Origin of the sequence: Enterobacter sp. 198 (assembly GCF_009025585.1) — a bacterium.
GTDB classification, from domain to species: domain Bacteria; phylum Pseudomonadota; class Gammaproteobacteria; order Enterobacterales; family Enterobacteriaceae; genus Enterobacter; species Enterobacter ludwigii.
The window spans coordinates 233239-258569 of sequence record NZ_WCIM01000019.1 but is presented as its reverse complement, the minus strand read 5'-3'; the positions used below and the strand labels follow the sequence as shown (position 1 = coordinate 258569).

The 25331-nt window shown below is 55.1% G+C and carries 24 protein-coding genes and 1 pseudogene; 10 read left to right on the top strand and 15 right to left on the bottom strand.

Features of this window, described 5'->3' with window-relative positions:
- Positions 1-2: 2 nt before the first annotated feature.
- Together F8561_RS11310 and F8561_RS11305 are read left to right on the top strand one after the other, a co-directional pair.
- Entirely contained in the window at positions 3-2984 is a 2982-nt protein-coding gene (locus tag F8561_RS11310; RefSeq protein WP_020884023.1) for a virulence factor SrfB, read from the top strand.
- On the top strand, positions 2981-5155 hold the full coding sequence (locus F8561_RS11305) for a virulence factor SrfC family protein (RefSeq protein ID WP_151887457.1): 2175 nt from the start codon (positions 2981-2983) through the stop codon (positions 5153-5155). The genes F8561_RS11310 and F8561_RS11305 overlap by 4 nt, the downstream gene beginning before the upstream one ends.
- Before the next feature lie 33 nt (positions 5156-5188).
- On the opposite strand, the gene F8561_RS11300 is transcribed toward F8561_RS11305, so the two are convergent.
- The 9 genes from F8561_RS11300 to F8561_RS11260 all read right to left on the bottom strand — a co-directional run bounded on the left by F8561_RS11300 (position 5189) and on the right by F8561_RS11260 (position 13681).
- Positions 5189-5947, bottom strand: a complete 759-nt coding sequence (locus tag F8561_RS11300; RefSeq protein ID WP_151887456.1) for an alpha/beta fold hydrolase — start codon at positions 5945-5947, stop codon at positions 5189-5191.
- 85 nt (positions 5948-6032) lie between these two features.
- A complete protein-coding gene (locus tag F8561_RS11295) occupies positions 6033-6206 on the bottom strand; it encodes a GhoT/OrtT family toxin (RefSeq protein ID WP_032670341.1) in 174 nt (57 codons plus the stop codon).
- Between the two features lie 155 nt (positions 6207-6361).
- Complete coding sequence (gene patD / locus F8561_RS11290; RefSeq protein WP_025204109.1) at positions 6362-7786, bottom strand: aminobutyraldehyde dehydrogenase; 1425 nt, start codon at positions 7784-7786, stop codon at positions 6362-6364.
- Positions 7787-7810: 24 nt separating this feature from the next.
- On the bottom strand, positions 7811-8617 hold the full coding sequence (locus tag F8561_RS11285) for an ABC transporter permease (protein ID WP_032680927.1): 807 nt from the start codon (positions 8615-8617) through the stop codon (positions 7811-7813).
- Positions 8607-9509, bottom strand: a complete 903-nt coding sequence (locus tag F8561_RS11280) for an ABC transporter permease (protein WP_413464229.1) — start codon at positions 9507-9509, stop codon at positions 8607-8609. Before F8561_RS11280 ends, F8561_RS11285 begins: the two co-directional genes overlap by 11 nt.
- 43 nt (positions 9510-9552) lie before the next feature.
- Complete coding sequence (locus F8561_RS11275) at positions 9553-10566, bottom strand: ABC transporter ATP-binding protein (protein WP_032678252.1); 1014 nt, start codon at positions 10564-10566, stop codon at positions 9553-9555.
- A 15-nt stretch (positions 10567-10581) separates the two neighbouring features.
- On the bottom strand, positions 10582-11727 hold the full coding sequence (gene ydcS, locus F8561_RS11270) for a putative ABC transporter substrate-binding protein YdcS (protein ID WP_020884016.1): 1146 nt from the start codon (positions 11725-11727) through the stop codon (positions 10582-10584).
- A 273-nt stretch (positions 11728-12000) separates the two neighbouring features.
- Positions 12001-13410, bottom strand: coding sequence for a PLP-dependent aminotransferase family protein (locus F8561_RS11265; RefSeq protein ID WP_151887454.1), 1410 nt, complete (start codon positions 13408-13410; stop codon positions 12001-12003).
- 82 nt (positions 13411-13492) lie between these two features.
- Positions 13493-13681: a hypothetical protein gene (locus F8561_RS11260; protein ID WP_020884014.1), complete on the bottom strand. Its 189-nt coding sequence runs from the start codon at positions 13679-13681 to the stop codon at positions 13493-13495.
- A 394-nt stretch (positions 13682-14075) separates the two neighbouring features.
- Between F8561_RS11260 and F8561_RS11255 the strand changes: the two genes are divergently transcribed.
- The 4 genes from F8561_RS11255 (at position 14076) to hslJ (ending at position 17179) form a co-directional block, all read left to right on the top strand.
- Positions 14076-15476: a cytochrome ubiquinol oxidase subunit I gene (locus F8561_RS11255; RefSeq protein WP_151887453.1), complete on the top strand. Its 1401-nt coding sequence runs from the start codon at positions 14076-14078 to the stop codon at positions 15474-15476.
- Positions 15476-16486 carry a cytochrome d ubiquinol oxidase subunit II gene (cydB, locus tag F8561_RS11250; protein ID WP_049022760.1) on the top strand — a complete coding sequence of 337 codons (1011 nt, stop codon included), beginning with the start codon at positions 15476-15478 and terminating at the stop codon, positions 16484-16486. Before F8561_RS11255 ends, cydB begins: the two co-directional genes overlap by 1 nt.
- Positions 16486-16614 (top strand): DUF2474 domain-containing protein, encoded by a 129-nt coding sequence (locus F8561_RS11245; RefSeq protein ID WP_014170274.1) that lies wholly within the window; start codon positions 16486-16488, stop codon positions 16612-16614. Before cydB ends, F8561_RS11245 begins: the two co-directional genes overlap by 1 nt.
- Before the next feature lie 127 nt (positions 16615-16741).
- Positions 16742-17179, top strand: a complete 438-nt coding sequence (gene hslJ / locus F8561_RS11240; protein WP_014170275.1) for a heat shock protein HslJ — start codon at positions 16742-16744, stop codon at positions 17177-17179.
- Here hslJ and F8561_RS11235 read toward each other — a convergent pair whose 3' ends face one another.
- A complete protein-coding gene (locus F8561_RS11235; protein ID WP_014170276.1) occupies positions 17180-17446 on the bottom strand; it encodes a DUF333 domain-containing protein in 267 nt (88 codons plus the stop codon). It abuts the gene before it with no gap.
- Positions 17447-17719: 273 nt separating this feature from the next.
- Between F8561_RS11235 and nifJ the strand changes: the two genes are divergently transcribed.
- The 3 genes from nifJ (at position 17720) to F8561_RS24520 (ending at position 23096) form a co-directional block, all read left to right on the top strand.
- Positions 17720-21244: a pyruvate:ferredoxin (flavodoxin) oxidoreductase gene (nifJ, locus tag F8561_RS11225; RefSeq protein ID WP_151887452.1), complete on the top strand. Its 3525-nt coding sequence runs from the start codon at positions 17720-17722 to the stop codon at positions 21242-21244.
- 392 nt (positions 21245-21636) lie between these two features.
- Complete coding sequence (gene ompC / locus F8561_RS11220) at positions 21637-22746, top strand: porin OmpC (RefSeq protein ID WP_068794672.1); 1110 nt, start codon at positions 21637-21639, stop codon at positions 22744-22746.
- 224 nt (positions 22747-22970) lie between these two features.
- Positions 22971-23096 carry a hypothetical protein gene (locus tag F8561_RS24520; RefSeq protein WP_255320659.1) on the top strand — a complete coding sequence of 42 codons (126 nt, stop codon included), beginning with the start codon at positions 22971-22973 and terminating at the stop codon, positions 23094-23096.
- A gap of 58 nt (positions 23097-23154) precedes the next feature.
- Here the strand turns inward: F8561_RS24520 and F8561_RS24395 are convergent, their stop codons facing one another.
- From F8561_RS24395 to F8561_RS11200, 5 genes are all read right to left on the bottom strand, one after another.
- Positions 23155-23232, bottom strand: coding sequence for a hypothetical protein (locus F8561_RS24395; protein WP_223263916.1), 78 nt, complete (start codon positions 23230-23232; stop codon positions 23155-23157).
- A 69-nt stretch (positions 23233-23301) separates the two neighbouring features.
- Positions 23302-23715: a GFA family protein gene (locus F8561_RS11215; RefSeq protein ID WP_047356426.1), complete on the bottom strand. Its 414-nt coding sequence runs from the start codon at positions 23713-23715 to the stop codon at positions 23302-23304.
- 3 nt (positions 23716-23718) lie between these two features.
- Positions 23719-23916 carry a hypothetical protein gene (locus F8561_RS11210; RefSeq protein WP_014170281.1) on the bottom strand — a complete coding sequence of 66 codons (198 nt, stop codon included), beginning with the start codon at positions 23914-23916 and terminating at the stop codon, positions 23719-23721.
- Positions 23917-24050: 134 nt separating this feature from the next.
- On the bottom strand, positions 24051-24500 hold the full coding sequence (locus F8561_RS11205; protein ID WP_151887451.1) for a hypothetical protein: 450 nt from the start codon (positions 24498-24500) through the stop codon (positions 24051-24053).
- A 144-nt stretch (positions 24501-24644) separates the two neighbouring features.
- Entirely contained in the window at positions 24645-24989 is a 345-nt protein-coding gene (locus F8561_RS11200; RefSeq protein WP_020884005.1) for a DUF1294 domain-containing protein, read from the bottom strand.
- A gap of 90 nt (positions 24990-25079) precedes the next feature.
- Here F8561_RS11200 and F8561_RS11195 point away from each other — a divergent pair.
- Positions 25080-25196, top strand: a pseudogene (locus F8561_RS11195) (site-specific integrase); the annotation flags it as partial.
- Positions 25197-25331 lie beyond the last annotated feature (135 nt).

Genomic DNA, 25331 nt, shown 5'->3' with positions numbered 1-25331 from the left:
CTATGCTGGTAAATCTTTGCGACTATAAACAGAGCGTCACGCTTATTGCCAACAGCGGCGTGCAATTCCTCGATTTTGGCCTGACTCCGCAGGACACCGCCAGCAACGGGCGCTTCGTACGTAAAACCGCCAACGGTCCGCTTCTGCGTCTCGATTTCGATCTCGTCAACGGGCGTTACACGCTGCCGGGATTGAACGGCGGACAGCCTGAAGTGGTGAAACCGGAAACCACGATCCCACTGCATCAGTCCCTGACGGTGCTGGATGGTGTCTGGCTCCCCATTCCCTTCCTGCGCTTCAATCCGCCACGTACCTTTGTTGACGGGCCGGATAACTGGGCGCGCGTCCAGGTGCGTAAACTTGAAACGCCTGATGCGGCAGGCAATACGCACCGCGTCACGCTCGCTCTCGACAGCCAGATTGCAGAGCATGCTACTGCCGCGCTGTCCCCGGTTGAAAATGACATTCTCAACGGCACCCGTTTCGGTCTGGCGTGGCGAGATGATGAGGTGGAAAGCTTCCTCGACCAGACCTGGATTGACGGCTGGCTGCGCGAGGCGTTTACCCACTATGCGACCGACGTTGAAAACCGCGCGGAACGCGACCTGCAACAGGCAATGCGCAGCTTTGAGTACCAGGCACACTGGCTCAACCTGCTGTCCATGCTTGGGGAGCAGCTTACCGTACCGGAAGTGAAATTTGTCACCCATACCCTCAGTACGCCGGCTATTCCGGTCGACCTGATCCTCGACGTCGGAAATACCCATACCTGCGGCGTTATTATTGAAGATCACGGTGATGCGAACGACGGTCTGCGCCAGACGGCCGAACTGCAGGTGCGCTCGTTAAGCGAGCCACAGTTCCTCAATGAGCCGCTGTTTACCAGTCGTCTGGAGTTTTCAGAAGCGCGTTTTGGCAAGCAGCACTTCTCGGTGGAAAGTGGGCGTGAAGATGCCTTTGTCTGGCCGTCTATTGTCCGCGTGGGCGATGAAGCCCGCAAACTGGCTACGCGCCGTCTGGGCACGGAAGGTAACAGCGGTATCTCCAGCCCGCGTCGCTACCTGTGGGATGAAACCCCGGTGGTCCAGGACTGGCGCTTTAGCCAGATGAACAGCAAGACCCAGCGCGAACCGCTGGCGACCGCGTTCCCGCTGATGAACCTGATGAACGATGACGGTGAACCGCTCTTTACGCTGCCGCAGGACGAGCGACTGCCGGTTTTCTCCCCGCAGTACAGCCGCAGCACGCTGATGACGCATATGCTGTGCGAACTGCTGGCACAGGCGCTGGGGCAGATCAACAGCGTTGCCACGCGCCTGCGTCTGGGCTTTCCGGCCTCACCACGCCAGTTGCGTACGCTGATCCTGACCCTGCCCTCGGCGATGCCGAAGCAGGAACGCGAGATCTTCCGTCGCCGCATGTTCGAAGCGATCGCTATCGTCTGGAAAGCGATGGGCTGGCACCCGCAGGACGACGATTTTGCCACCCGTAAGCACCAGGAAAAAAGCGTGGTGCCGGTACCTGCAATCCAGATGGAGTGGGACGAGGCCAGCTGTGGTCAACTGGTGTGGCTGTACAACGAAGCGATCTCACATTTTGGTGGTCAGACGGAAGCGTTCTTCGCCTCCCTCGCCCGCCCGGATCGTGAACCTGAACCGGGCGTTCAGCCGGGGCGCTCGCTGCGTGTCGCCTCTATCGACATTGGCGGTGGCACAACCGACATGGCGATCACCCATTATCAGCTGGATGACGGCTCCGGTAACAACGTCAAAATCACGCCGCAGCTGCTGTTCCGCGAAGGGTTTAAAGTGGCCGGCGACGACACCCTGCTGGACGTCATCCAGCGCTATGTGTTACCCGCCCTGCAAACCCAGCTGCAGAAGTCCGGCATCGCCGATGCCTCTCTGCTGATGGCCTCGCTGTTTGGTGACTCAGGACGTATCGATACTCAGGCGGTATTGCGCCAGCAAACGGCGCTTCAGCTCTTTATGCCGATTGGTCACGCCATCCTTGCCGCGTGGGAATCCAGCGACATCGACGATCCGCTGGCAGGCTTGCATGCCACCTTTGGCGATCTGCTGTCGCAGAAACCGACCCGCAACGTGATGAATTATCTGCAACAGGCCGTCGATCATGCCTTGCCGGCAGGTTCAGAAGCCTTCGATCTGTTTGCCGTTCCGCTGCACGTGAATTTCCGTGAAATGCAGGATGCGATGCTGGCAGGCCAGTTCACGCTGGCGTCACCCCTGCATGCGGTGTGCGAGGCCATTTCACATTACAGCTGCGATATTCTGCTGATCACGGGGCGTCCGGGCTGCCTGCCTGGCGTTCAGGCGCTTATTCGCCACCTGCAGCCGGTGCCGGTTAATCGCATCGTCTGGCTGGATAAATACCAGGTTCATGAATGGTACCCGTTCAGCCAGCAAGGACGCATTGGTAATCCAAAATCGACCGCCGCCGTCGGCGCGATGCTTTGCAGCCTGGCGCTTGACCTGCGACTGCCGCGCTTTAACTTTAAAGCCGCGGATATCGGTGCATATTCGACTGTTCGCTATCTGGGCGTCCTGGATAACACCGTAAACACCCTGCGTGAAGAAAACGTCTGGTATCAGGATATCGACCTGGATAAACCGGGTGCGAAACTCGACGCCCGTCTGCACTTCCCCCTGCGCGGAAATGTGACGCTCGGTTTCCGCCAGCTGGCGAACGCGCGCTGGCCGGCAACGCCGCTCTATACGCTTAGCATCAACTCGGCCGAACTGGCCAAAGCGATTGCGGGTGACGGCGTGCTGAACGTGCGGCTCAAACTTTGCGGCGGCAATAAGCATGAAGGGCCTGAATCCTTCGCGCTGAGCGATGCCTGGTTGCAGGACGGGACGCCGGTTCCGCCTGATGCTTTAACCTTCAAACTGAATACTCTGGCCGATCGCCGTCATAGCGGCAGCCACTACTGGATCGACAGCGGGAGCGTATACCTGAAATGACTGCGACGATGACCACCACTCAGGCCTTAATCGGGTGGATAAATGAGACGCGCCTGAACGCCCCTGTGCTGGATAACGAGGCCGATGCCCTTCTTGCGCGCATCAACGCGACGCAGGCACGGGAGCAGGCCATTGACCGCGCCCTGTCACGCCCGGGCAGTATTGGACTTTACGGTCATTCTCAGAGTGCTAAAGCGCATCTGCTTTTATCGCTGTGCGGCAGCGGTAATGGCCGCCTGAACGTTACGCCAGGCCAACGTACATTTGACTATTTTTCGCACATTAATCCGGGACATGCCCTGACCAACATGGCCGTGCGCTTCACCCGCGGAAATGCAGAGGTGATGGATGAGGCGTTCCCGCTGCGCCTGAGCCTGGTGACAGAGGCAGAGCTGGTTCAGCTGTTTATCGCCCGCACCACGCTGCAGCCGGACATCCGCGCCGTGGATAAAGCGGTCATTGAGACGCGCCTGGAGAAGTGGCGTGGCCTGCGCCAGCCGCAGGGCGTTCCTGGTATTACGGCTCAGGACGTGGGTGCCATCGCCCGCTTCTGGCAAAGCTCAGTACCTGCCGCGAAACAACAAATTGATGATGCCCTGTGGCATCAGTTTGCACAGCTGGTCCCTTCGCTCGATCTCAGCACGCGTGCCAGCGTCTGGTCGCTGCTGTGGGGTGAGCAACAGGAGTTGACCCAGCAGTGGTTAAAGCTCGCTCATGTCCTGCATCAGACCAGCCATGCCGGAGCACTCGCCGCCCCGCTCAGCCTGCTGGTCGATAACTTCGGGCTGCCGGGCGAAGGGTTCCTGACTCACGGCACCTTTTCCCTTCCGGAGGCCCAGGAGACGCTGCTTCATCCGCTGAACAACGGCGAGATGCTTAACGCCATCAGTATCCCTGTCGATACGCTCGCCTTCCTGACGCGTGAGCTGGTCTTGCCGGTCGAAAGCAGCGCCCTGGATAATGTCGATATTATTGATATTCCGGTCTTTTCAGATAACAGCGCCGATGCACTGAATCAGGCTAAATGCCAGTGGTTGCTGGAGCATTATCGCCAGCAGCTGCAACCGGACGTGCTTGTTATCTGCAATGCGACAGCCCAGCACGAGCAAACGGCTAAAAAAGCCCGGGTGCTGATGAACTGGGTCAAAGAGACTCAGCCCGTTGAAGAATCCGCCCTGCCGGGGCTGGTGTGGGCGATTACGCCTCACGACGCACGTTTTACCACCCGTCAGAACCTCGATGAAACGGTCCAGCACCTGTTGGGCAAACCGGGTGTGCGCTGGGGGACACTGCAGGCGCTGGACAGCCACAGCATGCAGCGCGTGATCGAGTGGTTGTCTCAGGCCACGTTACCCGCTCAGCGGCAGAAGCGTCTTAGCACGCTGAAAGCAATGCTCCGCCAGGAACTCTCGGCCCTGATGAAGGGGTATCTGGCACCGCTGGTCGAGGAACCCGGCGCCAGACGAACTCAGGCCGAAAACATGGTGCGCGTTCTGCAAAGCTCCGCTGCCCGCCACGGTGAACTGCTTGAAGGTCTTCTGCCGCCGCTTAAAGCCTTTGAAACCCTGCTGGCCGTTCAGCAGCCCCGCGAGGAGCAGGTGAACGGACTGTTTACGGATACCATTGACCTGTTTGCCGAGCATGCCCAGGAGAACACTAGTCCATTCCAGACCAAAGACAAAGCTCGCCTGGCGCATAAAGTCTGGATAAACCATCTGCGCCAGTGGAGCCGCAACGATGCCACTGCCGCGCGCCTTGGGCTGGAACCCGCTGTTTTGCAGCAAATTGCCGACGTTCTGGTGGTGGCCAGCTACCGACTGAACCTGCCGCAGCAGTTGCAGAACATCGTTGAAACCGACAAGAGCAGCGCTGCTCAACTGCATGCCGTGATGGGCAACTTCATTGGCTGGCTGGGCTACGATCGGACACCTGCAGAAGCACGCCCGGCGAGCCGCATCCGTAAAGGCCAGGCAATCTTTGTTACGCCGGTGGTCAACAGTACCGCGCCGCGCCTGACGCGTCTGGGAGAACAACCCGTACATGCGGCAACGGTGTATGTCTATGACTGGCTGGTCGCCCTCTATAGCCGGGCAATAGAAAACATCGATTTCCACCACCCGCACGATGTACAGCCTGCCGCACGCCAGGCCTTACAAGCCCTGTTACGATAGCGCTCCTGGCCCGCAGAGATGCGGGCTATCCTTTCAGGTCGTGGTCATACATTCTGCTAACGTCTGCGCCAGTGCCGACGGATTTTCCCATGACATGGAGTGTCCGGCCGCTGGGATGATTTTCACTTCAACGCCCCGCTTTTGCAGAGAGTCCACATCATCATCAGGCAGGGACCACTCGCCGAAAATCAACGTCACCGGGCAGCGCAGAGACAAAAACTGAACCTCCCATTCCGGCTCTACCCCTTCCACCAGGCTGGACGCGCCACGCCACACGGCATACGGCGCATTGCTTTGCAGACTGCCCGCCCAGGGTGAGGTTTCCGCACTGAGCAGCGCATCAAACCCCTGCTCCAGGAACTGTTGTTCCGTCTGTGCAGCAATAGAGCGGCTGAACATGCCCCCCCCGGCGTGAAAATTGGGTTCCGACACCATCAACCCTTTTACGCGTGGCGCCATCAGTCCTGCTGCCTCGATAGCAATGCTGCCACCCATACTATGACCATATAGCCAGAAGCTATCGAGTTTGAGATGGTCCAACAGTTCAGCCACCACTCGCGCCTGCTCGCTGGTGCGATAACGATACTGCACGGGTTTGTCGCTGTAACCGCTGCCGGGGAGATCGATAAGAATGGCTCTGCGCGCACCAAACCGGGCGTCAGAGACGATACGAGGATATTCATAAGAAGAGGCGCAGCCTAACCCGTGAATAAACACCACAGGATCGCCAGAGCCGGGAAGATCGTGCCAGCGCACAACGCAGCCGGCCTGCTGCGAGTAAAAACTGTTCATAAGCACTCCTTTAACGATTCACTGTGTATTTATACAGTCTTCGTGTCTGGAATGCTATGTTCATCTTTTAAAACGGGAGCGTGCTTCAGAAAAGCGAGATCAACAGCGCAACGGGAAAGCTCATTGGCCAGGTTGACCCCACCAGAAAAGCACTGAGCAGTCGGATACGTTTGCGGTCTTTAGAGAGGAACCAGGTAATTAATGCACAGACAGAAGCCATGATTGCGTAAAAAACCAACATCTTTTGATACAACGTCATTCTGTTTACCAGAGCCGAAAAAATAACCGCACGCAATATGCGTCATATGTTGATACAGATCAAGTTTTTTCGTTACAGAATAGCCATCTGAATAATATGGGATATGTACTGCAGGCAGAGAATGCCCGGCGCTGAATGCGACCGGGCATGGGGGCTTAGAGCTTTATCATCACGTGGCGAACAACGGTATAATCTTCAAGGCCGTACACCGACATATCTTTGCCGTAGCCGGATAACTTCATCCCGCCGTGCGGCATTTCGCTCACCAGCATAAAATGGGTATTAACCCAGGTGCAGCCGTACTGCAGACGCGCGCTCATCCGGTGGGCACGCCCTACATCGCGGGTCCAGACCGATGACGCCAGGCCGTACTGCGAATCGTTCGCCCATGCCAGCACCTGCGCTTCGTCATCAAACTCGGTGACACTTACAACCGGGCCAAACACTTCACGCTGAACGATAGCATCGTCCTGTTTTGCCCCTGCCAGAAGGGTTGGCTGGAAATAGTAGCCTGCCCCCTCTTTTTTGCTGCCGCCGGTCACCACGCGAATATGGCTCAGGGCTTTAGCCTCATCAACCGCCTTACAGACGCGTGAAAGATGGGCTTCGGAACTGAGCGGGCCCAGCTCGGTGGTTTCCTCCTCCGGCGCGCCCATCTTCAGGCTCGCCACCGCGGCACCCAGTTTTTCCACCAGCGCGGCATAAACGCCTTTCTGCGCATAAATACGGCAGGCTGCCGTGCAATCCTGCCCCGCATTGTAGAAACCGAAAGTACGTACCCCTTCAACAACCGCATCAAGATCGGCGTCGTCGAAAACGATAACCGGGGCTTTGCCGCCCAGCTCCATATGGGTGCGTTTAATCGAGGACGCCGTGTGTCCAATAATATGTTCGCCGGTGGCAATAGAACCGGTGAGCGACACCATACGCACCTTTTCGTGGCCGGTCAGCGGATCGCCGACCGTTTTTCCGCGGCCAAACAGAACGTTCAGAACGCCTGCCGGGAAGATGTCTTTCGCCAGTTCCGCCAGCTTGAGGGCCGTCAGTGGGGTAATTTCCGAAGGTTTGATCACCACACAGTTACCCGCGGCCAGCGCGGGTGCCAGCTTCCATGCCGCCATCATCAGCGGATAGTTCCATGGCGCAATGGAGGCGACCACGCCCACCGGATCGCGGCGTATCATCGATGTGTGACCGTCAAGATATTCGCCGGCGGCCAGCCCGTTCAGGCAGCGGGCGGCGCCGGCAAAGAAGCGGAAAACGTCGACCACAGCCGGAATTTCATCTCCCAGTGCACAGTGCAGCGGCTTACCGCAATTGAGCGATTCGAGACGGGCAAATTCTTCGCCGTGGGCTTCAATCACGTCAGCCAGCTTCAGCAGACACTCGGCACGCGTTTTAGGCGTGGTTTGTCCCCATTCAATGAATGCGCGATCGGCGGCCTGGACCGCCGCGTCGACCTGCGCTGCTGACGCTTCAGCAATCTCCAGAAGTACCTCTCCGGTGGCAGGGTTATAGACCGGCTGTTTTTCCCCGTCTCCGGCGACCAGTTCACCATTTATCAGCAGTTGTGTTTGCATAGCATTGTCCTGTTGAAATCAATGTTATTTCCCGCTTCCGGCACTGTTTTCGCCGTCGCGGGTTAGCCACCAGGCTCCCAGAATGGGTAGGGTTGTGACCAGCATCACCAGCAATGCGACGACGTTGGTGACCGGCACGTCGCGCGGACGCCCGAGCTGATTAAGCAACCACAGCGGTAACGTGCGCTCGTGTCCCGCGGTAAATGTTGTGACGATGATTTCGTCAAACGAGAGTGCAAACGCCAGCATCCCCCCGGCCAACAACGCCGAACCGAGATTCGGCAGGACCACGTAACGGAAGGTTTGCCAGCCGTCGGCCCCCAGATCCATTGACGCCTCGACCAGACTCCAGGAGGTGCGTCTGAAACGGGCAATCACGTTGTTAAACACCACCACCACGCAGAACGTGGCGTGACCGACCACGATGGTGAAAAAACCCGGCTCAAGGTCAATGGTTTTAAACGCCGTCAACAGCGCCAGACCGGTGATAATCCCCGGTAACGCAATCGGCAACAGCAGCAACAGCGAAATCGCATTTTTGCCAAAAAACGCGCTTCGCCACAGCGCCGCTGCAGCAAGCGTGCCAAGCACCAGCGCGATAGCCGTCGACAGCGCAGCGATTTGAAGTGACAACGTCACTGATTCAATGATGTCGCCACGCCCCGCTGCCACGGTGAACCACTTCAAGGTCAACCCCTGCGGCGGAAAACTGAACGCGGCGTCTTCGGTGTTAAAGGCGTAGGTCGCAATAATCAGTAGCGGGAAATGAAGGAAGATAACGCCTCCCCAGGCTGCCACTTTCAGGAACAACGGTGCGCGTTCAGAGTGCATCGAATGCTCCCAGACGTTTCACGAACGCCAGATAAAGCGAGATGAGGACAATTGGTACCAGGGTGAAGGCCGCGGCCATGGGCATATTGCCGATAGCGCCCTGCTGGGAATAGACCATATTGCCAATAAAGTACCCCGGCGGCCCCACCAGCTGTGGAACAATGAAATCGCCCAGCGTCAGGGAAAAAGTGAAGATTGACCCTGCGGCAATGCCCGGGATTGCCAGCGGCAAAACGACGTAACGAAAAGTCTGGCGTGGTCGCGCGCCGAGATCGGCTGAAGCCTGCAGTAACGACGCGGGCAGCCGCTCCAGCGCCGCCTGTACCGGCAGGATCATAAACGGCAGCCAGATATAGACGAACACCAGAAAACGCCCCAGCCCGGAGGTGGAAAGCGTGTTTCCCCCAATGGCCGGTAGCGTAAGGATTGCGGTCAGGATCGGCTCGAGCCCCAGGTGGCTCAGAAACCACTGCGCCACCCCGTCTTTCGCCAGCAACAGCGTCCAGGCATAGGCTTTAACAATATAGCTGGCCCACATTGGCAACATCACGGCGATATAGAAGAACGCCTTCCACTTGCCGCGGGTGAAACGTGCCATGTACCAGGCCATCGGAAACGCGAGGATAGCGCTGGCGATGGTCACCGCAATGGCCATCATCAGCGTACGCAGAATGATGTCATAGTTTGCCGGATTAAAAAGCGCCAGGATATTGGCAAACGTCAGTTCCGGCGTGACCGCCATGGTGAAATCGTCAAAGGTATAAAACCCTTGCCATAAAAGCGTGAGAAGCGATCCCAGATAAACGATGCCAAACCACATTAGCGGCGCGAGCAGCAGCAGGAGCAGACCAAGCGATGGCTTACGCCAGAACAGTGCGGTAAGGCGGCTCATGCGGCTACGGTGGGCGGGAGGCGGCGCGACACGCGGGTTCATGTCACCTCTCCTCTTGCAGGCGAACCATGGCATCACGTGACCACGACGCCATCACCGCCTGTCCCGGCGTCACGCCGTTCAGCGTTGCGGCATCGCTAAAATTGGCCTGGCTGACCAGCAGTTTTGTACCGTCAGCGAGTTTTAGCTCAAGACGCGTTGCCGCCCCCTGATACTGTACTGCCTGCACCACGCCCTCAACCTGAACCTCACCGCTCTCATTGAGGCGAATATGTTCCGGTCGTAAAGAATAGATGCCTTCCATCCCGCACACGTTGTGTGCCATACCGGCGTCAAACACGTTCGAGGTCCCGACAAAGCTCGCCACGAATGGCGTTCCTGGACGCATATAGAGATCGCGCGGGGTGTCGACTTGCTCAATGCGGCCATTATTGAAAACCGCGACCCGGTCAGACATCGACAGGGCTTCCCCCTGATCGTGAGTGACGAAAATAAAGGTGATGCCGAGCTCCTGCTGCAGCTTTTTCAGCTCGAACTGCATCTGCTCACGCAATTTAAGATCGAGCGCGCCGAGCGGTTCATCCAGCAGCAATACCCGGGGTTCATTGACCAGCGCCCGCGCGATGGCGACACGTTGACGTTGCCCGCCGGAAAGCTGCGAAGGCTTACGCGTGACAGCAAAGCTTAGCCCCACTTTTTCCAGCGCTTGACGCGCCTGCGCATGGCGCGTTTTCTTGTCGATACCTTTGACCATGAGTCCGTACGCGACGTTATCGAGGATCGACATATGCGGGAACAACGCATAATCCTGGAACACGGTATTCACATCGCGTTCCCATGGGGGAAGTGCGCTCGCCTCTTTACCGAAGATTTTGATTGCGCCGCCTGACAGCTGCTCAAAACCGGCTATCAGACGCAGGCAGGTAGTTTTGCCGGAGCCCGAAGGCCCCAGCATGGAGAAAAACTCTCCGTCATGAATAGCAATGGTGACCCCATCCACCGCCCGCACGTCACCGTACAGACGGGAAACGTCATTAAACTCTACTGCGTACGTCATGTTCTGCTCCTGCGATTAACGGCCGCCCATGATGGCGATGTAATCCTGTGTCCAGCGGCTGTAAGGAACGAATTTGCCGCCTTCTGCAATCGGGGTTTTCCAGAACATGATTTTGTCGAAATAGTTGTAGCCGTTCGTTTCGCAGCCTTTATCGCCGAGCAATGTGCTGGCTTTACACCCTTCCGGCACCACGGGCAGCGAGCCAAACCAGGCCGCCAGATCGCCCTGCACTTTAGGCGTCAGCGACCAGTTCATCCATTTGTAGGCGCACATCGGGTGCTTGGCCTGCGCGTGCAGCATAGTAGTGTCCGCCCAGCCGGTTACCCCTTCTTTCGGGAAAACAGTGGCGACAGGCTGGTTCTCCGCTTTCAGGGCATTGGCCTGATAGGGCCAAGCGCTGGAGGCCACTACGCCTTCATTTTTAAAGTCGCTCATCTGAACGGTGGTGTCATGCCAGTAGCGGTGGATCAGCGCATGCTGGTCACGCAATACCTTCAGTACGGCGGCATACTGTTTTTCTGTTAGCTGGTACGGGTCGGTGATACCCAGTTGCGGCTGCGTGGCTTTGACAAACAGCGCCGCATCGGCGATGTAAATCGGGCCATCATAGGCCTGCACGCGGCCCTGATTGGTTTTACCGTCAGGTAAATTCTGTTTCGTAAAGACGACGCTCCAGCTGTCCGGCGGCGTCGGGAACGTTTTGCTGTTGTACATCAGCAGGTTTGGCCCCCACTGATACGGCGTGCCGTAGACGTTGCCGCCGACGTTAAACCATTCACCTTTGACGATCCGCGGGTCGAGAGTTTTCCAGTTTGGGATAAGGTCGGGGTTAATCGGCTGAACGCGTTTCCCCATGATCAGGCGCAGTGAGGCATCGCCCGAGGCAGTGACCAGATCGTATCCTCCTTTCGCCATCAGGCTAACCATTTCATCCGAGGTGGCCGCGGTTTTAACGTTCACCGCGCAGCCGGTCTCTTTTTCGAACTGCGTGACCCAGTCATAATTTTTATCGGTTTGTCCCCGTTCGATGTACCCGGGCCAGGCAATAATATCCAGTCGTCCTTCCCCGTCGCCGATAGCCTTCGGTGGCTCTGCGGCGTGCGCTGTCATGAGGGTCATGCCGAGCGCGCACAGGCTGCTGCGGGCAAATTTTTTGCTCATAAGAATTACTCCTGTCGCAATGAAATTTAGCGGCAGCCGTGCCGTAAAAATATCTCCCTTATTAAACGTAGACCGCGCAAATGCGCCGCACCGTGCGGCTTAAAGAAATTTCATCAAGGTGTGACCGAGGGCGCATTCCCCGTTAACTGGATTATAGACAAGGAGTTAGCGTTGAGAGGCGGTATGCAGATTTCCTATGATGCGGTACTGCGGAATATTCGCCGTACCGCCATCAGGATAAGGAATGATTATTTTAGAAAGGTGCGGAGATTATTATTCGAGCATGCTGCTAATTAATTTCCCTAACTGAATCACAGCCTGTTCTTCCCGCTCCCCCCACGCCCAGGAGGTATTAAACCGGAAGAACGGTGTCCAGGCGTCAGAGGTCGAAAACATCTTACCGGGGGCAATACTGATGTGGTGCATTAGCGCTTTCTCACTCAGCAGCCCGGCATCCAGCTGCGCCGGGAGTTCCAGCCACAAAAAATAGCCGCTGTCGTTGTGATGAATTTTGACGCCTGCCGGCATATGGCGTAAAAGCGACTGCCACGCCTGCTGTTTGCGTTCGGCCAGCGTGCGTCGCAGGCGGCGAAGATGGGCGTCGTAGCGTTTTGTCGCCAGGTAATCCACCAGCGCCAGCTGCATGGGTGAACTGGTCGATAAGGTGCTCATCAGCTGTAGCTGCTGAATGCGTCGCGCATGTTTACCTGCCGCCACCCAGCCGATGCGAAACCCCGCCACCAGACATTTCGAGAAGGACGAGCAGTGCAGCGTCATATCGTCACGATCCCAGGCTTTCGCTGGCAAGGGTTTCTCCCGGCCAAAATAGAGTTCGTTGTAGACATCATCTTCGATCAGGGTGACGTTGTGCCTAGCGAGAAGCGCGACCAGGTGCGCTTTTTTCTCTGCGCTGAGCGTGAAGCCGAGGGGATTTTGACTGTTGGTCATGAGCCAGCAGGCTTTGACCGGATACTCATTGAGCGCCTGCTCAAGCGCATTCAGATCGATCCCTTCGCGGACGTCCGTCGCCACCGACAGCGCTTTGAGTTTCAGGCGTTCCAGCGCCTGTAGCGCACCGTAGAAACAGGGGTTTTCGACAATCACCCAGTCACCAGGCTCGGTAACGGCCTGCAGGCTAAGATTCAGGGCTTCGAGTGCGCCTGCGGTAATGACAATCTCATCCGGCGAGATATTCATTCCCTGCTGCGCATAGCGGCGAGCAATGGCGTGGCGAAGGTCAACGTTACCCGGAGGCAGGTTCTCAATTACGCTCATTGCTGTGGCGGTTTTACTGACATTGGCCAGCGAACGGTTAAGTTGCTGCAACGGGAAAAGCCGGGGGTCGGGGAAGGCAGAAGCGAAAGGAACCACCGACGGGTCGCGGCTGGCCTGTAATACGTCGAAGATATAGGTGTTGATATCTACCACTTCGTCCCGCATCACCTGGGCAGGCGGCGCAGGTTGGTGTGCGGTCGGGCGCGAGGCAACGTAATAGCCCGACTGCGGCCTGGCGACGATACGCCCCTGGCTTTCCAGCATCTGATACGCGTGGCCCACGGTCATAAAACTCATGCCGCTGCTCGCGACCTGCTCTCGCAGAGAAGGCAGCTTATCGCCCGGCAACCATACGCCAAGCTCGATCTGCGAGATAATTTGTTGCGCCAGACGCTGGTATTTTTTCATCAGATTCTCCTTATGACCGACAGTGTATATCAGCAGGAGAAAAAGAGAAGATTTTGCTAACTGTTATAGTTAGCCAGATGCATTACTTACGCAGTTCGGTGACGTTACGCTGAGCGTGGCGGGCAGCGGCCAGATGATCGAGGGTAATCATCGACGATTTGCAAAAAATGCATTTTGCACCGAACGGGTTTTTCTCAGACACATCAAAAGCTGAGGTACGGTACTGCGAACCATGGCAGCATGGGCAGCGGAAATGGATATAAGAAGTCATAGGATTCTCCTGTAAACGTAAAAACGTTAATTGCTTAATGGGCCCTTCAGGCGATAGTGGTTTGAAACAAAAACTAATCGGAGTGTAGAAAAAGACCCAAGAGAGGCTGCGGAGAGGCACAACGTGATGAGAACTGCTTTATAAAACTACGTCAGATGTTTATTTGGACTCAAACCCAGAGGGCCATTAACGCATGATGTTGATAACAAGGCAAGCTGTTTAATGCATAAATTTCATAAAAATAATTTTTTTATTCTTTCACGCAAGCTATATCAGATGTGCAAAGCGTGATGTTTTCATGAACTGTTATAGGTAAATTTCGCTTTTCTGCGTCTGATACTCGTTATTTCGCCCCTATACCATAACAGCACACCGTTTGACATTGAGGTTGTGCATGTTTGGTTTAGATGCTTTTCATCTTGCACGGATACAGTTTGCCTTTACCGTATCCTTCCACATTATTTTCCCGGCAATCACCATCGGTCTGGCGAGTTATCTCGCTGTGCTAGAAGGCCTGTGGCTGAAAACCAAAAATCCGGTCTGGCGTTCGCTGTACCATTTCTGGTCGAAGATTTTTGCCGTTAACTTCGGTATGGGCGTGGTCTCCGGGCTGGTCATGGCCTACCAGTTTGGGACCAACTGGAGTGGGTTTTCACAATTTGCCGGCAGTATTACCGGCCCGCTCCTGACCTACGAAGTGCTTACTGCCTTCTTCCTCGAGGCAGGATTCCTCGGCGTTATGCTGTTCGGCTGGAATAAAGTCGGGCCGGGTCTGCATTTCTTTGCAACCTGCATGGTGGCGCTGGGGACCGTTATCTCAACCTTCTGGATCCTCTCATCAAACAGCTGGATGCAGACACCACAGGGCTTTGAAATCGTCAACGGACAGGTGGTGCCGGTAGACTGGTTTGCCGTGGTGTTTAACCCCTCCTTCCCGTATCGCCTGCTGCATATGTCGATAGCGGCCTTCCTGAGTAGCGCCCTGTTTGTCGGCGCATCCGCAGCCTGGCATTTGCTGCGCGGAAACAACACCCCCGCCATCCGCGCGATGTTTTCCATGGCGCTGTGGATGACCCTGATTGTCGCTCCCCTTCAGGCGATGGTGGGTGATATGCACGGGTTGAACACCCTGAAGCATCAGCCCGCTAAAATAGCAGCCATTGAAGGCCACTGGGAGAACCCACCGGGTGAACCCACCCCGCTGCTGCTGTTTGGCTGGCCGGATATGGAACAGGAGCGCACCCGCTTTGGGCTGGAGATCCCGGCGCTTGGCAGCCTTATTCTGACGCACAGCCTCGACAAACAGGTTCCGGCACTGAAAGAATTTCCAAAGGAAGACCGGCCAAATTCCACCATCGTCTTCTGGTCATTCCGCGTTATGGCGGGCTTAGGCATGCTGATGCTGCTGCTTGGGGTAACGGCGCTCTGGTTACGTTATAAAAAGCGCGTGTACGCTTCGCGTCCCTTCCTGTGGTTTGCCCTCCTGATGGGACCCACCGGGCTGATTGCCATCCTGGCCGGATGGGTCACTACCGAAGTGGGCCGCCAGCCTTGGGTCGTCTACGGGCTTCAGCGAACGAAGGATGCGGTTTCTGCGCATGGTGACTTGCATATGAGCGTGAGTCTGCTGGCCTTCTTCGTCGTCTACACCTCCGTATTTGGCGTAGGTTACAGCTATATGGTCCGCCTGATTAAAAAAGGACCTCAGCCTCATGAATCGTTTGCCACCGAGTCCGATGGACGTCCCGCACGCCCGCTTTCTGCCGTTACTACTGAACATAAGGAGCAACCATAATGGGTATCGATCTTTCCATTATCTGGTTTGTTATCATTGTCTTTGCCACGCTGATGTATATCGTGATGGATGGTTTTGATCTGGGGATAGGTATCCTGTTCCCGGCTACGCCTGATGCCGACGATCGCGATGTGATGGTGAACAGCGTTGCGCCGGTCTGGGACGGCAATGAAACCTGGCTGGTGCTCGGCGGGGCGGCGCTGTTTGGCGCGTTTCCGCTGGCCTATGCGGTCATTATTGATGCCCTCACTATTCCGCTGACGTTAATGCTGATCGGACTTATTTTCCGGGGCGTGGCATTTGAGTTTCGTTTTAAAGCCACGCCGGCACACCGCCCTTTCTGGGACAAAGCGTTTATCGGCGGTTCGATCCTGGCGACCTTTACCCAGGGCATGACGGTGGGCGCAGTGATCAACGGCTTTAGCGTCACCGGGCGTGCCTACAGTGGCGGACCGTTCGACTGGCTGACCGTTTTTAACCTGTTCTGCGGCGCAGGTCTGGTGGTGGCCTACGCGCTGTTAGGCTCGACATGGCTGGTGATGAAAAGCGAAAACGCGCTGCAACAGCGAATGCGACGGGTATCCAGAACGCTCCTGATCCTGCTTCTGGTATTCATTGCAGCAATCAGCCTCTGGACGCCACTGGCGCAGCCGGCCATCGCCGCGCGCTGGTTTACCCTGCCGAATCTCTTCTTCCTGCTGCCCGTGCCGGCGCTGGTGGTGATCCTGAGCCTGTGTCAGTGGCGTTGCCTGAAGAACCCAGAGAGCCATCATCTGCCGTTTATCCTGACGTTAGGGCTGATTTTTCTCGGCTTTAGCGGACTTGGGATCAGCATCTGGCCGCACATTATTCCCCCGTCAATCACGCTCTGGCAGGCGGCGGCTCCGACACAAAGTCAGGGCTTTATGCTGGTGGGCGCGTTGTTGATCATTCCCGTGATTCTGGTCTACACCTTCTGGAGTTACTACGTGTTTCGCGGAAAAGTACAGCATGGAGAGGGTTATCACTGATGCAACAACCTTTCTGGAAAAGAGTAATGTGGCTGGCCATTATCTGGGGCGGCAGCGTACTGGCACTGGCGGCGGTCAGTATGCTCTTTCGCATGTTAATGACGGCCGCAGGGTTTAAATCGCACTGATCGTATTGCGGGCAACGACAACGTTGCCCGGTACCCGCCCGCACTTTCAGATAAACCCCATTAACGCACGGCAGAGTATCGTTACACTGAAAAAAAGATTCACAGTATCTATCGTCTGAGAAGAAAAATGAAAAAGCTCATTGCGTTAAGTGTTATCAGTCTTGTCCTCACCGGGTGCGTTAATCCTGGTAAAGCCTCCGTTCAGCCGGACCAACTTAAGAGCCACCGTTTTGTGCTGGAGAATGTGGACGGGAAAGCCGTTAAGGCCACGACAACGCAACCAGAGATCAGCTTCAAAGCCCTGTCTGATATCAGTCTGGTTAATAACATTAGCGTTTCCGGCGTGATGTGTAACACGTTTAACGGACAGGGGAAATTGTCCGAAGGTGAGCTCAAGGTCAAAACGCTCGCCATGACGCGCAAGCTCTGTACCGAACCACAGTTAAACGAACTGGATCAGGCCATTGGCGACATGCTGCGCAAAGGGGCGCAGGTCGACCTGACTGAAGACCAGTTAACGCTGGCGACAGCCGATAAAACGCTAATGTTTAAGCGTGCGGAGTAATCAGTAGTTTCCGCAGGATCCTACGGCAAGCGACTGTTCACTGCAGCGTTTGCCGTTTGGCAATGCGCACATCCCGATAGCTGAGCCGTCAAGCTGGCGGGCAACAGACAGCGAGCCGCCAATCATCGCGCAGTTGGCTTGTCCGGAGCTGGACATCGCCGCTTTCATTCCCGGCGTTACGTGTGCCGCCGTTGCCTGCTGAACAGGTTCACTGCTGCATGCCGATAATAATAACGCGGCACACCCGACCCAAAATGCTGAACGCATGCTCTCTCTCCCCCATTAATAATGCGAAACCTATGCATAATAGGCATCACATGCCGTGTCGTCGAGAGCGAAAGTGCGTATTTATGCGCTCCTGAAACAATTTCTCGCAATTTTTTCGCCAAAAGATTGATCTACTCATTGATGTCGAGAATACCGAGGACACAAAAGCGAAAATCGTAAAATCCGACCTTTGCTAAACTAAGGGAATAATATTCAAAGCCCGTTGTGTTTTTTTCGGGCTCCTTTTTTTGCGCAATGTAAGGGTGTTGTCCTATGCAAACTATTGACGGTAATGGTGCAGTCGCGTCCGTCGCGTTTCGCACCAGTGAAGTTATCGCCATCTACCCAATTACGCCAAGTTCTACGATGGCCGAGCAGGCCGATGCCTGGGCGGGAAACGGACTGAAAAACGTCTGGGGCGACGTCCCAAGAGTCGTGGAAATGCAGTCTGAGGCTGGCGCTATCGCGACCGTCCACGGGGCGCTGCAGACCGGAGCTCTGTCGACGTCATTCACGTCGTCGCAGGGATTATTGTTGATGATCCCGACGCTCTATAAACTGGCAGGACAACTTACCCCGTTTGTGCTTCACGTTGCCGCACGAACCGTTGCGACACACGCCCTCTCCATCTTTGGCGATCACTCAGACGTAATGGCCGTCCGCCAGACCGGTTGCGCCATGCTGTGCGCCAGCAGCGTTCAGGAAGCACAGGACTTCGCGTTAATTTCGCATATGGCGACGCTGAAGAGTCGCGTGCCCTTTATTCATTTCTTTGATGGTTTTCGTACCTCTCACGAAATCAATAAAATTGTTCCGCTGGCTGACGACACCCTCCTCAATCTTCTGCCGCAGGCGGAAATCGACGCGCATCGCGCCCGTGCGCTGAACCCGGAACACCCGGTGATCCGCGGGACATCGGCCAACCCGGATACCTATTTCCAGTCCCGGGAAGCAACGAACCCGTGGTACAACGCCGTTTATGATCACGTTGAGCAGGCGATGGATGATTTTGCCGCGGCCACCGGACGTCAATACAAACCGTTTGAATACTACGGTCATCCGCAGGCGGAACGGGTCATTGTGCTCATGGGGTCAGCCATTGGCACCTGTGAAGAGGTGGTGGATGAACTGCTGACCCGTGGTGAAAAAATCGGCGTGCTCAAAGTGCGGCTCTACCGGCCGTTTTCCGCGCGACATTTGCTCTCCGCCCTGCCGGAAAGCGCGCGCACCGTGGCGGTGCTCGATCGCACGAAAGAGCCTGGCGCCCACGCAGAACCTCTGTATCTGGACGTCATGTCCGCGCTGGCTGAAGCGTTTAATTGCGGTGAGCGCGAAACACTGCCGCGCGTGATCGGGGGTCGCTATGGGTTGTCCTCCAAAGAGTTTGGCCCGGACTGTGTGCTGGCGGTGTTTAATGAGCTGAGCGAGGCTAAACCAAAACCGCGCTTTACCGTCGGTATTTATGATGACGTGACCAACCTCTCTCTGCCCCTGCCGGAAAACACGCTGCCTTCCACCGCAAAACTTGAGGCGCTGTTTTATGGACTGGGCAGCGACGGTAGCGTCTCCGCGACCAAGAACAACATTAAGATTATCGGGAACTCCACGTCGTGGTATGCCCAGGGGTATTTTGTCTACGACTCCAAAAAAGCAGGCGGGCTGACCGTTTCCCACCTGCGTGTCAGCGAGCACCCTATCCGCTCGGCGTACCTTATCTCGCAGGCTGATTTTGTGGGCTGTCACCAGTTGCAGTTCATCGATAAGTACCAGATGGCAGAGCGCCTGAAACCGGGCGGTATTTTCCTGCTCAATACGCCATACAGCGTGGATGAAGTCTGGTCGCGGCTGCCGCAGGAAGTGCAGGCGGTGCTGAACCAGAAAAAAGCCCGCTTCTACGTCATTAACGCTGCAAAAATTGCCCGCGAGTGTGGCCTTGCCGCGCGAATCAACACCGTGATGCAAATGGCCTTCTTCCACCTGACGCAGATCCTGCCGGGAGACAGCGCGCTGATGGAACTGCAGGGAGCGATTGCCAAAAGCTACAGCAGTAAAGGTCAGGAGCTGGTCGAGCGTAACTGGCAGGCGCTGGCGCTGGCACGCGAGTCTTTATTTGAAGTACCGCTGCAAGCGGTTGATGCGTCCAGCCCGAACCGTCCACCGGTGGTTTCTGACGCGGCACCGGATTTCGTGAAAACCGTGACGGCAGCCATGCTGGCCGGGCTGGGTGATGCCCTTCCCGTCTCCGCGCTGCCGCCGGATGGCACCTGGCCGATGGGCACCACGCGCTGGGAAAAACGCAACATCGCCGAAGAAATCCCCATCTGGAAAGAGGAGCTGTGTACCCAGTGCAACCACTGCGTAGCAGCCTGCCCGCACTCGGCCATTCGTGCCAAAGTGGTCTCCCCGGAAGCGATGGAAGACGCCCCGGCCAGCCTGCATTCACTTGATGTGAAATCCCGTGATATGCGCGGACAGAAGTATGTTCTGCAGGTCGCTCCGGAAGATTGCACCGGATGTAATCTGTGCGTTGAGGTCTGTCCGGCGAAAGATCGTCAGGATCCGGACATCAAAGCCATCAATATGATGTCGCGCCTCGAGCATGTCGAAGAAGAGAAGGTAAATTATGACTTCTTCCTGAACCTGCCGGAGATCGACCGCAGCACGCTGGAGCGTATTGATATACGTACTTCGCAGCTCATTACTCCGCTGTTCGAGTATTCAGGCGCCTGCTCCGGCTGCGGTGAAACGCCGTATATCAAGCTGCTCACGCAACTGTACGGCGACAGAATGTTGATCGCTAACGCCACGGGCTGTTCATCAATCTATGGCGGTAATCTGCCTTCCACGCCGTACACCACCGACGCCCATGGCCGCGGTCCGGCATGGGCGAACTCGTTGTTTGAGGATAACGCCGAGTTTGGTCTGGGCTTCCGTCTGACCGTTGACCAGCACCGCGCACGCGTGATGCGGTTACTGGAACAGTTTGCCGGCCACATCCCGGCGGAGCTGAATGAGGCGTTGCACGCCGATGCAACGCCAGAACGTCGTCGTGAGCAGGTTGCGGAACTGCGCAACGCTCTGCAGGGCGTAGAAGGTGCCGGGCAGCTGTTGACCGACGCTGACGCGCTGGTGGAAAAATCAATCTGGCTGATTGGCGGTGACGGCTGGGCGTATGACATCGGCTTTGGCGGGCTGGATCATGTGTTAAGCCTTACCGAAAACGTCAACATTCTGGTTCTGGATACGCAGTGCTATTCCAACACCGGTGGCCAGGCGTCAAAAGCTACTCCGCTTGGCGCAGTAACTAAGTTTGGTGAACACGGCAAGCGCAAGGCGCGTAAAGATCTCGGCGTCAGCATGATGATGTACGGCCATGTGTATGTCGCGCAAATCTCGCTGGGCGCGCAGCTGAACCAGACGGTGAAAGCCATTCAGGAAGCGGAAGCCTACCCGGGTCCGTCGCTGATCATTGCCTACAGCCCGTGTGAAGAGCATGGCTACGACCTGGCACTCAGCCACGATCAGATGCGCCAGCTGACCGCAACCGGCTTCTGGCCGCTCTACCGGTTCGACCCGCGCCGCGCCGATGAAGGTAAATTGCCTCTGGCGCTGGATTCACGCCCGCCTTCCGATGCGTTGGCCGAAACGTTAATGCAGGAACAGCGCTTCCGTCGCCTCAACGCGCAACAACCAGAGGTGGCCGAGCAGTTGTGGAAAGATGCCGCCGCCGATCTGCAAAAACGGTATGATTTCCTGGCGCAAATGGCCGGAAAAGCGGAAAAACCCACCCGCGACTGACTCTCCCTCTGCCCGGCTTGTCCGGGCATTTTTTTGCCATAAAAAAAGCCCGATGTATTCACACCGGGCGAGTCCAGATAATTAATGAACATCACGTTAATTCACTAAATGACATTCACATAAATTATGGATGAAAAATCTTAAAGGCATATAACGCCGCTGAGATTATCTGATTTAATGGGCAATTAATAATTTTTATTTAATATGATTAGCTTTAAATCATTCATAAAACCAATGACTATTTCCGTCGCATAATCCGGTTAAGAATTAACTTAACTCGTAACAATTATATTTTATTGTTCTTGGTCAGGAGTGATTTAGCATGAGACAGCTTTCTCGTGCGGAAAGTTCAATACGTAATTAAATAAAAACAACTGCAAAGGAATTCCAAAATGCAAAGAAAAGTACTGGCCCTGATGATTCCAGCGCTGTTAATGGCTGGCGCTGCGCATGCTGCAGAAATTTATAATAAAGACGGCAATAAATTAGATCTGTACGGAAAAGTAGATGGTCTGCATTACTTCTCCGACGATGCCTCTAAAGATGGCGATCAAACTTATATGCGTCTGGGCTTCAAGGGTGAAACCCAGATCAACAACATGATGACCGGTTACGCCCAGTGGGAATACAACATCCAGGCCAATAACACTGAAGGGTCTAATAACCAGTCATGGACGCGTCTGGCCTTCGCCGGTGTTAAAGTCGGTGACTATGGCTCCTTCGATTACGGTCGTAACTACGGCGTTCTGTACGACGTGGAAGGCTGGACCGATATGTTGCCTGAATTCGGTGGTGACTCTTACACCAATGCAGACAACTTTATGACTGGCCGTGCCAACGGGGTTGCAACCTACCGTAACACTGACTTCTATGGTCTGGTACAGGGTCTGAACTTTGCCCTGCAGTATCAGGGTAAGAACGAAGATGCCAGCAACAACCAGGAAGGCACCAACAATGGTCGCGACACGCGCCATGAGAACGGTGACGGCTTCGGTATCTCCACCACCTATGACTTTGGCATGGGTATCAGCGCGGGTGCTGCCTATACCTCTTCTGACCGTACCAACGAACAGGTGATGAATACCACTGCCGGTGGCGATAAAGCGGATGCCTGGACTGCAGGCCTGAAATATGACGCCAACAATATTTATCTGGCGGCAATGTATTCTGAAACCCGCAATATGACCCCTTATGGCGATAATACGGATGCCGTGGCCAATAAAACGCAAAACGTTGAAGTGACCGCGCAATATCAGTTCGACTTCGGCCTGCGCCCGGCAATTTCTTATCTGCAGTCTAAAGGTAAAGACCTGGCCAACGGTCAGGGCGATCAGGATCTGGTTAAATATGCTGACGTAGGCGCAACCTACTACTTCAACAAAAACATGTCCACCTACGTTGATTATAAAATCAACCTGTTGGATGAAGATGACAGTTTCTACAAAAATAACGGCATTAGCACGGATGATGTCGTTGCATTAGGTCTGGTTTACCAGTTCTGATCCCAAGAGCCCGCATCGTGATGCGGGCTCTTTATTTTCGTTGCGACGCCTGAAGCCAGCCCTCCTCTTCTCTCCCATCATATTTCCCTCTCTTCGCGCCTCTCGGCTCAGTGAATGTGTGAATCATCTCAAAAGGAAAATTTATGACGGTGTCGTTAAGGGTAAGTTTAAAGAAACCCATGTAGACTAGCCTTATAGACTTTGCTTCATTAAGGATAACTGCATTGTTTGGTCGTGTATCAGTTGCCGTACTTACCCTTCTGGCGATTATATGGATGGCGTTAATTTTTGATTTTGGTGGTGTCGTTGGGCATCTCGGCGCGCTGTTGAACCATCTGGATGGCAGTTAAGGTTTCCCCCAAACAATACGCCACCAGCAGGGCCGGTGGCGGGAAACGTATAAACGGACTATTTTTTGACCGGCTGAGGCTTTTTATCACCTGACTCAGGCGCCTCACGCGGATCGTCTTTCTCAACATACAGCATATTTCTCTCCTGTTTCGGATACCCACTCCCCACTATAGGCCGCATTGTTAAAATCTGGCCAGGCGGCAGTTACGCTTCTTTTTGACGAAAAGAGAGGTAGCCGAAAACCCCGCTGTCGCCATCCGCGGGATGATTAACGCCGTCCATCACCGTCACTTCGGCAAAATCAAAGGGGGTCACATTTTCAAAACAGGCCACATTCACGCCGTATTCGTTGGGATTTGAACGCCGCTGATGGAAGGTATAAATCCCGCAGACCGAGCAGAAGAAATGGCGGGCTGTTCCTGTGTTAAAACGATATTCCGTGAGCTTATCCGCCCCTTTCGTTACGGTAATGCCCGACAGCGGTGCCGAGACCACCACGGCGCCCCGCATCCGGCAAAAAGAGCAGCTGCAGCGCCGGGCGGTATTTAATCCGTCTGAGAGTTCAACGGTAAACGCCACCGCGCCACAATGGCACTGTGCATGACGAATATCAGCCATCGGTTACACCCCCTTTCTCACGAGCTCGGCAGCCTTAACGAAAACCTCATCTTCAACGCCATCGCCTTTCTGTCTGCCGAGTCTGACCAGTTCACTCACAATACTGTCGCGATGGATGGGTTGCTGTGCTGAAACAAGACCGATAACGGCGGCACCAATTGCCAGTCCCACTAATCCCGTTTGTTCATCTTTGTTCTTCATGTTTGTGCTCCCTTGTACAACACAAAAAGCGTAGCAGGATTGTGGTAAAACGTGGCGTTGTCACGGATGCTATTTATTCTGTGATACAGGGCGTAACCCCTACGCTAACAGGCGATGAGGTCGAGGTATACATGTCAGAATCGCGGCGCGAGGCCGTATTTGGGCGCATTAATGTTCGCGGCCCAGACCTTGATGTCGTTTTGAAGAAGTAAGGTAAAATCCGATTTCAGATGGTTAACCATGCCGTTAACGCTCTGTGCATCTTTCACCGAAAAATGCTCTATCCGGTTCTGCCCGACCTGAACACAATAATACGTGGCCGGAAGCACTTTGCCATTCACGTTAAGTTCTTGTCGGGTCCCGCCACAGCGCCCTTCGGTGATATAGGAGACCAGCAAATTTGCTGATTTCCGCTCAGGCTGGGAGATGCTCAACATGACCGGGAAACCGTCTGAAGTCTGGGTCATATCGTAAAGAACAGCATTTTTTATATACCAGGTATTATATTCCCGCTCCTGAAAAGCTGACCTCGAAGGCGCAGAAACGACCACCAGCATTGCCAGTGTAATAGCTTGAATTTTCATGAGATGTTGTCATCCGTGTCGTTGCACACATTATTCAGATCGTGCAAAAAACAGCAACACCTTAAGAATATTCCTACTACTATTGGCAGTCGTTTTTAGTTATCTACCGTGGTCAGCGCGTTATTGCATTCCGTTTGTACACGCTCAGTACGTTAAAACAGGAAAGAGTTGGTACACCGCCACCATCGCTGAAATACTGACGATGACACTGACAATGAAGTAGGTTTTGAAGGGCTGCTTTTGCGTTTTATGGCGAAACAGTTGCTGACCTATAATCGCCCCGGGCCATCCGCCGATAAGGCCAAATACCAGCAGTGTGGCTTCCGGCACTCTGCGCATGGCCCTTCGCGCCGCCATTTTGTCGGCGCCATACATCGCTAACGTCAGTACGTTGATAAGCAGGAGCCACAGGATAAACGGATGCGAGGTGAATAGACTTCCGATTGCGGCGATCAACAGAAGCAAATAACAAAAGCGATTGAGGGTCATAGCACAAGCCACTGGAATGTTCAGAGTATGTCGAAGCCGCATTATATGCGATATCACAAAGCAAGGTTGCTGCCGTCCACAATTCAAAATCCTGTAAAACGTGCTGGCATTCGGCGCAACAATCCGTACCATACACGGCACACTTTCGCATGCTGGTGGTTAACCGCAGGCGCTGACCCGTCTTTTATTGCCAGTCAGATGGGGCACTAAAATGCGCAGAGGGTGTTTGAAATCTAAGCTTCATAGAGTGAAGAGATGAACAGCAAAGAGAGGGCAATGCTGACAGAAGCTGCCCCTCTAAACCGTTTGCCCCACTGGTGCCCCATTTGAAATTTGAGTACA

What these genes read in the sequence shown, in the direction of transcription:
- F8561_RS11310 (WP_020884023.1), top strand. Translation starts at nt 3, where the DNA reads ATGCTGGTAAATCTTTGCGACTATAAACAGAGCGTCACGCTTATTGCC.
- F8561_RS11305 (WP_151887457.1), top strand. Translation starts at nt 2,981, where the DNA reads ATGACTGCGACGATGACCACCACTCAGGCCTTAATCGGGTGGATAAAT.
- F8561_RS11300 (WP_151887456.1), bottom strand. Translation starts at nt 5,947, where the DNA reads ATGAACAGTTTTTACTCGCAGCAGGCCGGCTGCGTTGTGCGCTGGCAC.
- F8561_RS11295 (WP_032670341.1), bottom strand. Translation starts at nt 6,206, where the DNA reads ATGACGTTGTATCAAAAGATGTTGGTTTTTTACGCAATCATGGCTTCT.
- patD (WP_025204109.1), bottom strand. Translation starts at nt 7,786, where the DNA reads ATGCAAACACAACTGCTGATAAATGGTGAACTGGTCGCCGGAGACGGG.
- F8561_RS11285 (WP_032680927.1), bottom strand. Translation starts at nt 8,617, where the DNA reads ATGCACTCTGAACGCGCACCGTTGTTCCTGAAAGTGGCAGCCTGGGGA.
- F8561_RS11280 (WP_413464229.1), bottom strand. Translation starts at nt 9,509, where the DNA reads ATGAGCCGCCTTACCGCACTGTTCTGGCGTAAGCCATCGCTTGGTCTG.
- F8561_RS11275 (WP_032678252.1), bottom strand. Translation starts at nt 10,566, where the DNA reads ATGACGTACGCAGTAGAGTTTAATGACGTTTCCCGTCTGTACGGTGAC.
- ydcS (WP_020884016.1), bottom strand. Translation starts at nt 11,727, where the DNA reads ATGAGCAAAAAATTTGCCCGCAGCAGCCTGTGCGCGCTCGGCATGACC.
- F8561_RS11265 (WP_151887454.1), bottom strand. Translation starts at nt 13,410, where the DNA reads ATGAAAAAATACCAGCGTCTGGCGCAACAAATTATCTCGCAGATCGAG.
- F8561_RS11260 (WP_020884014.1), bottom strand. Translation starts at nt 13,681, where the DNA reads ATGACTTCTTATATCCATTTCCGCTGCCCATGCTGCCATGGTTCGCAG.
- F8561_RS11255 (WP_151887453.1), top strand. Translation starts at nt 14,076, where the DNA reads ATGTTTGGTTTAGATGCTTTTCATCTTGCACGGATACAGTTTGCCTTT.
- cydB (WP_049022760.1), top strand. Translation starts at nt 15,476, where the DNA reads ATGGGTATCGATCTTTCCATTATCTGGTTTGTTATCATTGTCTTTGCC.
- F8561_RS11245 (WP_014170274.1), top strand. Translation starts at nt 16,486, where the DNA reads ATGCAACAACCTTTCTGGAAAAGAGTAATGTGGCTGGCCATTATCTGG.
- hslJ (WP_014170275.1), top strand. Translation starts at nt 16,742, where the DNA reads ATGAAAAAGCTCATTGCGTTAAGTGTTATCAGTCTTGTCCTCACCGGG.
- F8561_RS11235 (WP_014170276.1), bottom strand. Translation starts at nt 17,446, where the DNA reads ATGCGTTCAGCATTTTGGGTCGGGTGTGCCGCGTTATTATTATCGGCA.
- nifJ (WP_151887452.1), top strand. Translation starts at nt 17,720, where the DNA reads ATGCAAACTATTGACGGTAATGGTGCAGTCGCGTCCGTCGCGTTTCGC.
- ompC (WP_068794672.1), top strand. Translation starts at nt 21,637, where the DNA reads ATGCAAAGAAAAGTACTGGCCCTGATGATTCCAGCGCTGTTAATGGCT.
- F8561_RS24395 (WP_223263916.1), bottom strand. Translation starts at nt 23,232, where the DNA reads ATGCTGTATGTTGAGAAAGACGATCCGCGTGAGGCGCCTGAGTCAGGT.
- F8561_RS11215 (WP_047356426.1), bottom strand. Translation starts at nt 23,715, where the DNA reads ATGGCTGATATTCGTCATGCACAGTGCCATTGTGGCGCGGTGGCGTTT.
- F8561_RS11210 (WP_014170281.1), bottom strand. Translation starts at nt 23,916, where the DNA reads ATGAAGAACAAAGATGAACAAACGGGATTAGTGGGACTGGCAATTGGT.
- F8561_RS11205 (WP_151887451.1), bottom strand. Translation starts at nt 24,500, where the DNA reads ATGAAAATTCAAGCTATTACACTGGCAATGCTGGTGGTCGTTTCTGCG.
- F8561_RS11200 (WP_020884005.1), bottom strand. Translation starts at nt 24,989, where the DNA reads ATGACCCTCAATCGCTTTTGTTATTTGCTTCTGTTGATCGCCGCAATC.